9 protein-coding genes are annotated in these 13,241 nt (G+C 60.4%); 7 read left to right on the top strand and 2 right to left on the bottom strand.

The window, feature by feature from the left end; all coding sequences use genetic code 11:
- Positions 1-37 precede the first annotated feature (37 nt).
- Together AC3WRD_RS06350 and AC3WRD_RS06345 are read right to left on the bottom strand one after the other, a co-directional pair.
- Entirely contained in the window at positions 38-1,432 is a 1,395-nt protein-coding gene (locus tag AC3WRD_RS06350; protein WP_096819166.1) for a PhoH family protein, read from the bottom strand.
- 349 nt (positions 1,433-1,781) lie between these two features.
- Positions 1,782-2,906, bottom strand: coding sequence for a polysaccharide deacetylase family protein (locus AC3WRD_RS06345; protein ID WP_102619504.1), 1,125 nt, complete (start codon positions 2,904-2,906; stop codon positions 1,782-1,784).
- A 139-nt stretch (positions 2,907-3,045) separates the two neighbouring features.
- On the opposite strand from AC3WRD_RS06345, the gene yaaA reads away from it, so the two are divergent.
- The 7 genes from yaaA (at position 3,046) to algG (ending at position 13,235) form a co-directional block, all read left to right on the top strand.
- Entirely contained in the window at positions 3,046-3,825 is a 780-nt protein-coding gene (gene yaaA, locus AC3WRD_RS06340; protein WP_102619503.1) for a peroxide stress protein YaaA, read from the top strand.
- 810 nt (positions 3,826-4,635) lie between these two features.
- Positions 4,636-5,952, top strand: coding sequence for a nucleotide sugar dehydrogenase (locus AC3WRD_RS06335; protein ID WP_096819160.1), 1,317 nt, complete (start codon positions 4,636-4,638; stop codon positions 5,950-5,952).
- Between the two features lie 83 nt (positions 5,953-6,035).
- Positions 6,036-7,517: a mannuronan synthase gene (gene alg8 / locus AC3WRD_RS06330; RefSeq protein ID WP_173861318.1), complete on the top strand. Its 1,482-nt coding sequence runs from the start codon at positions 6,036-6,038 to the stop codon at positions 7,515-7,517.
- Positions 7,518-7,552: 35 nt separating this feature from the next.
- The gene (locus AC3WRD_RS06325; RefSeq protein WP_102619501.1) at positions 7,553-8,722 is read left to right on the top strand and encodes an alginate biosynthesis protein Alg44; all 1,170 of its coding nucleotides are present in this window, start codon (positions 7,553-7,555) and stop codon (positions 8,720-8,722) included.
- Between the two features lie 9 nt (positions 8,723-8,731).
- Entirely contained in the window at positions 8,732-10,144 is a 1,413-nt protein-coding gene (algK, locus tag AC3WRD_RS06320; RefSeq protein ID WP_102619500.1) for an alginate biosynthesis TPR repeat lipoprotein AlgK, read from the top strand.
- Positions 10,141-11,622, top strand: a complete 1,482-nt coding sequence (locus tag AC3WRD_RS06315; protein WP_102619499.1) for an alginate export family protein — start codon at positions 10,141-10,143, stop codon at positions 11,620-11,622. Before algK ends, AC3WRD_RS06315 begins: the two co-directional genes overlap by 4 nt.
- A gap of 26 nt (positions 11,623-11,648) precedes the next feature.
- Positions 11,649-13,235 (top strand): mannuronan 5-epimerase AlgG, encoded by a 1,587-nt coding sequence (algG, locus tag AC3WRD_RS06310; RefSeq protein WP_102619498.1) that lies wholly within the window; start codon positions 11,649-11,651, stop codon positions 13,233-13,235.
- Positions 13,236-13,241: the final 6 nt, after the last annotated feature.

Raw genomic sequence — 13,241 nt, 5'->3', positions numbered from 1 at the left:
CGGGCGACTTTGCAGTCGCCCGGTTCCTTTGTAAGGGTTACAGATGCGATTCGGCGTATTCGGCCAGAATCGAACGCGGCACCCCTTGCAGGGTGATGTGCACACCGTTGGGGAAGTCTTTGAAACGTTCGGTCAGGTAGGTCAGCCCGGAACTGGTCGCGGACAGGTAAGGGGTGTCGATCTGTGCCAGGTTGCCCAGGCACACCACTTTGGAACCGGCGCCGGCCCGGGTGATGATGGTTTTCATCTGGTGCGGCGTGAGGTTCTGGCATTCGTCGATCAGGATCAGGCTTTGCTGGAAGCTGCGACCGCGAATGTAGTTGAGCGATTTGAACTGCAGCGGCACTTTGCTGAGGATGTAGTCGACGCTGCCATGGGTGTTTTCGTCATCCATGTGCAAGGCTTCGAGGTTGTCGGTGATGGCCCCCAGCCAGGGCTCCATTTTTTCCGCTTCGGTGCCGGGCAGGAAGCCGATTTCCTGGTCCAGGCCCTGCACGCTGCGGGTGGCGATGATGCGGCGATAACGCTTGCTGACCATGGTCTGCTCGATCGCAGCGGCCAGCGCCAGGATGGTCTTGCCGGAACCGGCGGCGCCGGACAGGTTGACCAGATGAATGTCAGGGTCGAGCAAGGCGTACAGCGCCAGGCTCTGATAGATGTCACGCGGCTTGAGGCCCCAGGCTTCCTGATGCAGCAGCGGTTCCTGGTGCAGATCGAGAATCAGCAGCCGGTCTTCTTCAATCTCCTTGATCCAGCCGACGAACCCCTGTTCATCGATGATGAACTCGTTGATGTGCACGGCCGGCAGGTTGTCGATCAATTGCACCTGGTGCCAGGTGCGGCCATGGTCCTGACGGGTTTCGACCTTGCTCACGCGGTCCCAGAAGGAGCCGGTCATGTTGTGGTAGCCGTTGGGCAGCAGGGACACGTCGTCGACCAACTGGTCGGTGCTGTAGTCCTCGGCCGCAATCCCGCAGGCGCGCGCCTTGAGGCGCATGTTGATGTCTTTGGTGACCAGCACCACCGGTTTCTTCGGATCGCGGGTGTGCAGATCGATCAACTGGTTGATGATTTTGTTGTCGTTCAGGTGCTCGGGCAGAATCAGGTTCGACTCCGCCTGCTTGCTCATCAGAATTGACAGCAACCCCTTCGGCCCGCTCTTTCCGCGCTGGATCGGCACCCCTTGCTCGACGTCTTCGGGCGAGGCATCGCCCAGCGTCTTGTCGATCAGCCGGATGGCCTGGCGGCATTCGGCGGCCACGCTGTGATGCCCGCTCTTGAGCTTGTCCAGCTCTTCAAGCACGGTCATCGGGATCGCGACGTGGTGTTCTTCGAAATTCAGCAGGGCGTTTGGATCGTGAATCAGTACGTTGGTATCGAGTACATAAAGGATTGGCTGGTTGGAGGAAGGGCTACGTCCGTGATCATCCATACTCGGTCACCTTTGTGGGAGCCATTCGACGCAATACCTGGACGGTGCTGCGCCTCGAAGTGACTGCCGAATCCACCTGCACAGCTTTTGTCGGGATAGCAGGTGAACCGCACACAAAATGGGTCTTGGAAGACGCCACCTGTGTTGCAGGTTTCGGCGGTCTGACTTCGTAATACTCCAAAACCCGTGACAGAAAAAAGCACTTTGACGCTTTTTTGAAGTTTATTTTGCAAAGTGACGAAAAGCCCTTGGCGGACCGCCCCGCCCCCGTTAGAGTCGGAAGTCCGCCTGCATCGAATTTTGCAAAAAATTCACCCCAAGCCCAATGTTTCCGGGCTCTCGCCGCTTGTCAGCGAAAAGCGTCCTGACAGTCTTCCCAGCCGATGCCGCTTTGCGCGGTTTGCGTGATCAGCCACGGCAACGCCGTCTTCACCGCATCCTGCTTCATGTTGAAATTGATCACCCCGTGGCGCCACAACAGCATCAGGGTCAGCACCCGCTGTGCGCTCGGATTGCCCTTGAGCTTGCCAGCACCGTCCTGGGCGTCGATGTCCCACAGCGCCACTTGCAGGCCCTGATTGCGCAAGAAACTGCCGGCATCACTGCGGCGCTGCCCCTCTGGTGGACGGAACAGCGGCACGTAGTTCTCCGGCAGCTTGTTCTTCACCAGATCGCTGCTGCGGCGCACCGAGTCCTGCCAGTCCTGCCAGTGGCTGTGGGAGCGGAACTCCCAGCCCTGCACGCCCACGCAGAGTTTCGAGAATTCCGATTGCAGGTTATTCACCGAGCGATCCGCCAGCCGCGCCTGCACATCCTTGCCGAGCAAAAAGAAGGTGCCGCTCAGACTGGATTTGCGCAGGTAGTCGGCGATCCAGTCGGTATTGTCCGGCTGCAGGTTCGCAGCGCTGTCGAAACTGAGCAGGAACAATCGGTCATGCATCTCGTCGCCGTTGCGCTCGTAGTCGCCGAAATGATCGACTTCGCTGGTGGTCTGCGGCGACAGCGCCGCCTTGCGCATCAGTTCGTCCAGGTATTGCAGATGGAAGATCCGGCTCGGCTCGGCCCATTGGGTGTAATAGCTTTCGTCGCTGACCACGAACTTGGTCGCCTGCTCGCGCAGGGTCGGCAGGTCTTCGACGAGGAAGCAGAACGAGGCGTCCTGATCGCAGCTCTGTTGGGCGAAGTTGTAATTGGCGAGCAGCCGCTGCCACAGACGCTCACGCAGGCTGTTGATCGCCTCCAGATTGACCGTGCGCAGCCCCAGACGCTGGGCCAGAGCGGCCTCATCCAGCGACTCGCTGCCCAGCAGGCCCCGGGCGAACATCAGGATTTCTGCCCGCGAGGCGACGTCGAACAGGGTCGGGTTGTCGAGTTTCTCCGGCCAGGTGCTGCGATCGAGCGTGGCAATATCGCCCGGCGCCGCAACGGCCCCGAAGCTCAACAGCCACACCGTGAATAAAAGAACAATGCGCAAAGGGGTGTCTCCATAACAAAACCCGCGCGGCACTATAGCCGATCCGGCTCGCAAACCGCCGATCACCTATGGACCTGATAGCTGGAGTCATCCGCCTCAACCCCCTAGAATCGCCCCCACGATTAAAGGAGACGACTTCATGCTGATGGTGATTTCCCCCGCCAAGACTCTCGATTACGAAACACCGCCGGCGACCCAGCGCTTTACCCAGCCGCAATACCTCGACCATTCCCAGGAGCTGATCCAGCAATTGCGCGAGCTGACACCTGCGCAGATCAGCGAACTGATGCACGTCTCCGACAAGATCGGCGGCCTCAACGCCGCGCGTTTCGGCAGCTGGACACCGGCGTTCACCCCCGAGAATGCCAAACAGGCGCTGCTGGCCTTCAAGGGCGACGTCTACACCGGGCTCGACGCCCAGTCCTTCAGCGAAGCCGATTTCGATTACGCGCAACAGCACCTGCGCATGCTCTCCGGTCTCTACGGCCTGCTGCGCCCGCTCGACCTGATGCAACCTTATCGTCTGGAAATGGGCACCAAACTGGCCAATGCCCGGGGCAAGGACTTGTACGCATTCTGGGGCACGCGCATCAGCGAATGGCTGAACGAAGCACTGGCCGAGCAAGGCGATGACGTGCTGCTGAACCTGGCCTCCAACGAGTACTTCTCGGCGGTCAAACGCTCAGCCCTGAACGCGCGGATCATCAACACCGAGTTCAAGGACCTGAAGAACGGCCAGTACAAGATCATCAGCTTCTACGCCAAGAAGGCCCGCGGCCTGATGAGTCGCTTCGTGATCCAGGAGCGCATCAACGATCCGGCCGCTCTCAAACAGTTCGATGCTCAGGGTTATCGCTACAGTGCCGAACAGTCGAAACCGGACAATCTGGTGTTTCTGCGCGACCACGCCCCGGAATAAAGCATGCTCATTGCACGACTCTTAATAGTGAGAGTCGTGCAGCTCGCACGACGTCAAAAAAACCTCCCCTCTTTTCGCCGATTTATTGGCGCCATAAAAACATCGCCTCGATTTCTATCTTTTCTTTCACTCGACAGTTGTCATTTTTTTCAGTAGTGGCACGTAAATTTTTTACCGGTAGTGGCACAAAACCATCTAACGCGATTATCTGCCTATCAATAAAGGGCGAAATCGAAAGTGCTATCAATATGAGAGCAGTGCCATCTTTCTCAATATTTCAAGAAATTTCAGATTTGGCGATGGGCGGACTGGAACTATGTCCAAATGCATAGCTCATACCACCGGTAACGATTCTCGCCGAACATGTACGAGATAACTTACGCAGAGATCAAAACCATGTAACCAAGTTGTCACAGCAACTTGCCTGAATGGATAACAACTCTGGACAACTATCGAAGGACAGGAGATACGCACCATCAATATCCCCTACAAGGCCAAGGCCGCGCCCTTATAAACGTGCTCGCCTGAGCACCCAACCGCCCGATCCACAGGCCTGCGCCTGACATCGAGCGCGCAATACGAGATTGCACAAGAGTCCTCTTGCCAGAGGATCAGCTGCATAACAGGGCACGTCACAACAATAAGGCCTGGTTGCGCACATCTTGAGTGCACTTATTTAGACACTCGAAACTTAGTATGCCTGCACACGGCATTGTGGCGCCTGCAAGTCACACTTTCGAGTGCACTAAGACCGCTGAACACCATTAACTCCGGCCCTTTAACGGCCTGATATATACAGAGGTAATTGCGATGCGCATCAGCATATTTGGTTTGGGTTACGTCGGCGCAGTGTGTGCCGGTTGCCTGTCTGCACGGGGCCATGACGTGGTTGGCGTCGATGTTGCCAAAGACAAGATCGATATGATCAACGCGGGCAAATCCCCCATTGTCGAACCGGGCCTGGGCGAGTTGCTGGCGCAAGGAATCGAGACCGGTCGTCTGCGCGGTACGACCAACTTCGCCGAGGCGATTCGTGACACCGATTTGTCGATGATTTGCGTCGGCACGCCGAGCAAGAAGAACGGCGACCTGGAACTGAACTACATCGAAGCCGTGTGCCGCGAGATCGGTTTTGTCCTGCGTGAAAAATCCACCCGCCACACCATCGTCGTGCGCAGCACCGTGCTGCCGGGCACCGTGGCCAACGTGGTGATCCCGATCCTCGAAGACTGCTCCGGCAAGAAGGCCGGCGTTGATTTCGGTGTAGCCGTGAACCCTGAGTTCCTGCGTGAATCCACCGCGATCGCCGACTACGACCTGCCACCGATGACCGTCATCGGCGAATTCGACAAGGCTTCGGGTGACGTTCTGCAATCGCTCTACGAAGAACTCGACGCCCCGATCATCCGCAAGGACATCGCCGTCGCCGAGATGATCAAGTACACCTGCAACGTCTGGCACGCGACCAAAGTGACCTTCGCCAACGAGATCGGCAACATCGCCAAAGCGGTGGGCGTCGATGGCCGCGAAGTGATGGACGTGGTCTGCCAGGACAAGACCCTCAACCTGTCCCAGTACTACATGCGCCCGGGCTTCGCCTTCGGCGGTTCGTGCCTGCCGAAAGACGTGCGCGCCCTAACCTACCGCGCCGGTTCCCTGGACGTCGAAGCGCCGCTGCTCAACTCGCTGATGCGCAGCAACGAATCGCAAGTGCAGAACGCCTTCGACATCGTTGAAAGCCACGACAAACGCAAAGTCGCCCTGCTCGGCCTGAGCTTCAAGGCCGGCACCGATGACCTGCGCGAAAGTCCGCTGGTGGAACTGGCCGAAATGCTGATCGGCAAGGGTTACGACTTGAGCATCTACGACAGCAACGTCCAGTACGCCCGTGTCCACGGCGCGAACAAGGATTACATCGAGTCGAAGATCCCCCACGTGTCGTCGCTGCTCAATGCGGATTTCGACTCGGTGATCGACAACTCCGACGTGATCATCCTCGGCAACCGCGACGAGAAGTTCCGCGCGCTGGCCCAGCAGGCCCCGCACGGCAAACAGGTCATCGACCTGGTCGGCTTCATGGCCAAGGCCACCGATGCCGGCACCCGCACCGAAGGCATCTGCTGGTAACGCAGCAGCAAGCCCCGAGCTTCAAGCCGCACGCCGTGAATCGGCAGGCGGCTTGAAGCCCCCATCACCTTCGGATGACGGTCATGTCCAAGCTCAAACATTTTTTTCTGCAATCCGCCGGCTGGCTTTTGTTTCTGAGCCTGCTGATGGGCCTGGCCCTGATGCTGCCCACGTCCACGTTCGACTCCGAGTCGAAGGACTTCATTTTCCTGATTGGCGCCGTGGGTATCTGGCGCTACTCGATGGGTGCCACGCACTTTGTGCGCGGCATGATTTTTCTCTACATCGTCTACCCGCACATGCGCCGCAAAGTGCGCAAGCTGGGTAAAGCGGCGAACCCGTCGCATGTGTTTCTGATGGTCACCAGTTTTCGCATCGACGCGTTGACCACCGCGCAGGTCTACAGCTCGGTGATCAGCGAAGCCATCGACTGCGAACTGCCGACCACCGTGGTCTGCTCCATCGTCGAAATGTCCGATGAGCTGCTGGTCAAGGCGCTGTGGGCGCGAATGAATCCGCCAGAGCGGGTGAAGCTCGACTTCGTGCGCATTCCCGGCACCGGCAAGCGCGACGGCCTGGCTTATGGTTTCCGCGCGATCTCCCGTCACCTGCCGGACGACCGTGCCGTGGTCGCCGTGATCGACGGCGACACCGTGCTCGGCGAAGGCACCGTGCGCAAGACCGTGCCGTGGTTCCAACTGTTCGGCAACGTCGGCGGCCTGACCACCAACGAATTCTGCGAAGTGCGCGGCGGCTACATCATGAGCGAGTGGCACAAACTGCGCTTCGCCCAGCGCCACATCAACATGTGCTCGATGGCCCTGTCCAAGCGCGTGCTGACCATGACCGGCCGGATGTCGGTGTTCCGCGCCACCGTGGTCACCAACCCGGAATTTATCGCCGACGTTGAAAGCGACTCACTGCAACACTGGCGTCTGGGCCGTTTCAAGTTCTTGACTGGCGACGACAAGTCGAGCTGGTTCAGCCTGATGCGTCTGGGCTACGACACCTTCTACGTGCCGGACGCCGCGATCAACACCGTTGAACATCCGCCGGAAAAGAGCTTCATCAAGGCCAGTCGCAAACTGATGTTCCGCTGGTACGGCAACAACCTGCGGCAGAACTCCCGGGCGCTGGGCCTGGGCGTGAAACGCCTCGGCGCCTTCACCTCGGTGGTGCTGTTCGACCAGCGCGTGTCGATGTGGACCTCGCTGCTCGGACTGACCGTGGCGCTCATCGCCAGCTTCAAATACGGCGGCGCGTTCATCCTCGCGTACCTGCTGTGGATCGGCATCACCCGCCTGATTCTGACGCTGCTGCTGTCCTGCTCCGGCCACCGCATCGGCCCGGCGTACCCGGTGATTCTCTATTACAACCAGATCGTCGGTGCGCTGGTGAAGATCTACGTGTTCTTCCGCCTCGACCAACAATCCTGGACTCGCCAGCCCACTTCCCTGACCCGTGACCTCGCCAGCTTTCAACGTTGGTTCAACACCTGGTCGTCTCGGACCATGACCTTCTCCGCCGGCAGCATTTTCGTCGCCGTGCTGCTGATGATGGTCTGACCCGCCCCTCTTGAATTAACAAGGAAATCGCCCCTATGAATACCGCCGTCAACGCCAACGTAGTGCATGAATCCGAAGCCCAGCGTCAGCACGCCCGGGTGAAAATCCCGGCTAAGCTGCGGTTCTTCGGTCCCGACCGGACACCGGTCGAAGCACGGGTCATCGACCTGTCTGCCGGTGGTCTGGCGTTCAATGCCGGTCAGTTGCCGCTGACGATTGGCGAGGTGCGCAAGGCGCGCCTGCAATTCGTCATCGACAACCTCGGCATCGCCATGGACGTTGAACTGCAAGTGCGCTCCTACGACCGCCAGACCGGTCGCGCCGGCTGCCAGTTTCAGAACCTCGAACCGCAGGACATCTCAACCCTGCGTCACCTGATCACTTCGCACCTGGCCGGCGACATCGTCAGCATCGGCGAAGTGCTGGCAACCCTGCAGCGCGACAACTTCACCAAGGCGCGCAAGGTCAAGGACGGCGGCCACGGCATGACCCCGTTCGGGCGCCTGAAAGCCGTGACCTTCAGCGCCGGCATTTTCGCGATCGGCCTCGTGGCAGCGGGTTTCGTCTTCAAATCGGTGTACAGCATGTATTTCGTCAGCCACGCACAGGCCGGTCTGGTCAGCGTGCCGGGCATGAACATCACCATGCCGCGCGACGGCACCGTACAGAGCCTGGTGAAATCCGACGGCGTCGCCGCCAAGGGCGCACCGCTGGCGACGTTCAGCACCAGCATGCTCGACGTGCTCAAGGGCCATCTGGACGAAGATCAACTGCAACCGGCCAAGGTTGAAGAACTGTTCGGCAAGCAAATGACCGGCACGCTCACCTCCCCTTGCGATTGCACCGTGGCCCAGCAACTGGTGGCTGACGGTCAATACGCGAGCAAAGGTGATGTGATCTTCTCGCTGGTGCCGCGCAACACCCAGGCCACCGTCGATGCACGCTTCTCCTATCGCCAGTTCGGCGACGTGCGCCCGGGCACCCCGGTGAGCTTCCAGATCGCCGGCGAAGACAAGACCCGCACCGGCAAGATCGTCAGCAGCACCAGCCTGAAAAGCGCCGACCTGTCCTCCGACATCCGCGTGCAAATCCAGCCTGACGAGCCGCTGGACAGCAGCTTCGCCGGCCGCCCGGTGGAAGTGAACAGCGACCGTGGTCCGAACCTGAACTGGCTGATCGACAAAGCCATGGCTGCCGGTCTTTAAGTCGAGGACATGCCTATGACGAGCCCTATCAGAATCCCGCCGGCCCCGCTGAGCCTGGCCATGGCCATGGCAATCGCCCTGGCCGGTTGCGCCGGCCTGCCCGACCAGCGTCTGGCCAACGAAGCGCTCAAGCGCGGTGACACCGCGACCGCCGCGCAGAACTACCGTGCACTGGCCGACCTGGGTTACAGCGAAGCTCAGGTCGGGTTGGCCGACATTCAGGTCGACAGCCGTGACCCCGCGCAGATCAAACAGGCTGAGGCGACCTACCGCGCAGCGGCCGATGTTTCGCCGCGCGCCCAGGCCCGTCTCGGTCGCTTGCTGGTGGCCAAGCCCGGCGCCACCGAGGCCGAGCATCAGGAAGCCGAAACCCTGCTGAAGAAAGCCGCCGCCCATGGCGAAGGCAACACGCTGATCCCGCTGGCGATGCTGTACCTGCAATACCCGCACAGTTTCCCGAACATCAACGCCCAGCAGCAGATCGACCAGTGGCGCAAATCCGGCTACCCGGAAGCCGGCCTGGCGCAGGTGCTGCTGTATCGCACCCAGGGTACTTACGACCAGCATCTGGATGAAGTGGAAAAGATCTGCAAGGCCGCGCTCAACACCACCGACATCTGCTACGTCGAACTGGCCACGGTCTATCAGAAACGTGGTGCGCCGGAGCAACAGGCCGAGCTGATCAAACAACTGCAGGCTGCTCACAGCCGTGGCAGCGTCAGCGCCCAGCGCGTGGATTCCGTTGCCCGTGTGCTCGCCGATTGGACCCTGGGCAAGACCGACGAAAAAACCGCGCAGTCGCTGCTCGAGCCGATCGCTCCGGGCTACCCGGCGTCGTGGGTCACCCTTGCGCAATTGCTCTACGACTTCCCGGAACTCGGCGACACCGACCAGATGATGAAGTACCTGGACAACGGCCGCGCCGCTGACCAGCCGCGCGCCGAACTGTTGCTGGGCAAGCTCTACTACGAAGGCAAACTGGTGCCGGCCGATGCGAAAGTCGCCGAGGAACATTTCCAGAAAGCCGTCGGCCGCGAAGTCGCCGCCGACTACTACCTCGGCCAGATCTACCGCCGTGGCTATCTCGGCAAAGTCTATCCGCAGAAGGCTCTCGACCATCTGCTGACTGCTGCGCGCAACGGCCAGAACAGTGCCGACTTCGCCATCGCCCAGCTGTTCTCCCAAGGCAAGGGCACCAAACCCGACCCGCTCAACGCCTACGTATTCAGCCAGTTGGCCAAGGCGCAGAACACCCCGCAAGCCGATGAGCTGGCGACCACCCTCGCGGCGCAATTGCCGCCCGAGCGCCTGGCCGAAGCCCAGCGTCTGTTGCAACAGGAACAGGCCAGCCGAGGCGCCCTGAACCAGAACACGCTGCAACTGCACGCCCTGCAAGAAGAAGACGGCGAGGAAAAATTATGAAGTTGAATCCATTCGTAAAGGCCGGCCTTGGCCTTTCGTTCGCGCTGATCTGGTCTTGCCCGACACTGGCCGCGATCACTGAAACCAAGAACTTCGGCCTCGAAGTGAAAATCACCGGCCAGTCCGAAGACGACCGCGACCTTGGCACTGCCAAGGGTGGCGACGTCAACGGCGTCGGCCTCGACCTGCGCCCGTGGGTCTACGGCGAAAGTGGTGCGTGGAGCGCCTACGCCATGGGTCAGGCGGTCGCCTCGAGCGACATCATCGAAACCGACACCCTGCAGCAGTCCGACGGTGCCGAAAACACCGACAGCGGTGATCGCAAGACCAAGAAGAACTACCTGGCGATGCGCGAGTTCTGGGTCGGCTACAGCGGCTTCACGCCCTACCCCGGCGAGATCCTCAAGTTCGGTCGCCAGCGCCTGCGCAACGACGACGGCCAGTGGCGCGACACCAACATCGAAGCACTGAACTGGACCTTCGACACCACCCTGCTGCGCGCCAACGCCGGTGTTGCCGAACGCTTCAGCGAATACCGCACCGACCTCAAAGAGCTGGCGCCGAAAGACAAGGACCGCCTGCACGCCTACGCCGACGCCTCCTACCAGTGGACGCCGGGCAACTGGGTCGGCATCCGTGGTCACCACACCCATGATGACGGCAAGCTCGATTACGCCGAACCGGGTGTGCCCCGCGACACCCTCGACAAAACCCAGAACGGCGACATCAGCTGGCTCGGCCTGACCGCCGACAGCGACGCGTACAACTGGCGCAACACCAACACCGTCAACTACTGGGGCAGCATCACCGGCATGAGCGGCGACCGCGACACGGTCAACCCGCTGAACGCCGATGGCAGCCGTCCGGCACAAGCCAAGCGCAGTGAAGACATCAACGGCTGGGCCACCGACATCGGCGTGCGTCTGCGCCTCGATCCGCAGTGGCAGGTCGGTGCGGCGTATGCCCGTGCCAGCGCCGATTACGAACAGAACGGCCTGGAAAGCAACCGCTCGAACTACACCGGTACTCGCTCCCGCGTTCACCGTTTCGGCGAGGCCTTCCGTGGCGAAATGAACAACATGCAGACCGCCACGCTGTTCGGTTCGTGGATGCTCAACGACCAGTACGACGCCAGTCTGATCTACCACAAGTTCTGGCGTGTGGACGGCAACAAACCGGTGGGCAGCAACGGCATCAACGCCGTGGAAAACAACACCGACGACGTCACCGGCGCGATCCTTTCCAGCACCTCCCTGCCACTGGACGATGGCAAGAAAGACCTCGGCCAGGAAATGGATCTGGTGGTCACCAAGTACTTCAAGCAAGGCCTGCTGCCAGCGGCGCTGAGCCAGTCGATCGACGAGCCTTCGGCCCTGGTGCGGTTCCGTGGCGGCGTGTTCAAGCCGGGTGATGCCTATGGCAGCCAGGTCGATTCGTACATGCACCGCGCGTTCATCGACGTGATCTGGCGCTTCTGATGCAAACCGCGAAGGGAGTGCCCGACATGAACAACCCAAGGAAAGGCTCGCTCAGCCTGTTGGCCGGCGCGATGCTGCTGGCCTCGGCCGGGGCCTTCGCCAACGTGGAGCCGGTTGCCCCTCAACAAGGCAAACCTGTGACCACGGCGAAAGAGCTGCAACAGGCCAAGACCTACACCGTCAGCAGCGCCCCTACCGAAGCGCTGGAACTGGCCAAGCCGAAATTGCCCGACCTCTCCGGTTTCACCGCCGAAGCCGCTGCCGCGAAAATCGTGCGTAGTAAACCGGGCAAGATCAGCGTGCGCCGGATGATGCAGGAAGACGCCCTGAAGGACTTCATCGGCGGCGACAACAAGATGGCCGAATGGGTGGTGCGTCAGCACGGCATCCCACAGGCGATCTTCGTCGACGACGGCTACCTGAACCTGAAAGAGCTGGCGCAGAAACTGCCCAAGCAGTATTTCAGCGAAACCTCGCCGGGCGTTTACCTGGCCAAGCTGCCGATCGTGGTCGGCCGCAAAGGCATCCTCGAAATCGATGGCCAGACCCAGGAATTGCGCCTGTCCCAGGAGGCCGGTTCGTTCCTGGTCAACGACGGTCAGTTGTTCGTGCGTGACACCAAAGTCACCGGCTGGCGCGAGAAGGAAAACGGCCCGGCGACGTTCCGTTCGCCGAAAGAATTCCGCCCGTTCCTGCTGGCCTGGGGTGGCACCGAGACCTATATCGTCAACAGCAAGATGGCCAGCTTCGGCTACGCCAACAGTAAGTCCTACGGCGTGAGTATTTCCCAGTACACGCCGAACATGGCCAAGGTGCTCAAGCGCCCCGAGCCGACCGGCTGGATCGTCGGCTCCGAGTTCTCGGACATGTGGTACGGCTTCTACTGCTACGAGACCCGCGACTTCGTGGTCAAGGGCAACACCTACAAGGACAACATCGTCTACGGCATCGACCCCCACGACCGTTCCCACGGTCTGATCATTGCCGAGAACACGGTGTACGGCACGAAGAAGAAGCACGGGATCATCATTTCCCGTGAGGTGAACGACAGCTTCATCTTCAACAACAAGAGTTTCGACAACCACCTCTCGGGCCTGGTGATCGACCGTAACAGCGTCAACAACATCATTGCCTACAACGAGATCTACAAGAACCACACCGACGGCATCACCCTCTACGAGTCCGCCGACAACCTGCTGTGGGGCAACAAGGTCATCAGCAACAAGCGCCACGGCATCCGCATTCGTAACAGCGTGAACATCCGCCTCTACGAAAACGTCGCCATGGCCAACGGCCTGACCGGCGTCTACGGCCACATCAAGGACCTGACCGACACCGACCGTGACATCAAGCTCGACCCGTTCGACGCTCAGGTTTCGCTGATCGTGGTCGGCGGTGAGCTGGCCGCCAACGGCAGCGGCCCGCTGTCGATCGATTCGCCCTTGAGTGTCGAGCTGTATCGCGTGTCGATGCTGGCGCCGACCAAATCCAGCGGCATCAGCTTCAACGGCATCCTTGGCGAGCGTCAGGATGAAATTCTCGACCTGCTGGTGCGCCAGCAGAAAGCCGTGCTGATCGACCCTGTCGAACGCCAGACCGAAATGCGGGACTGAGGACAA

It is taken from the genome of Pseudomonas sp. FW215-R2 (genome assembly GCF_058789255.1).
This window is presented reverse-complemented; position numbering and strand designations above follow the sequence as displayed.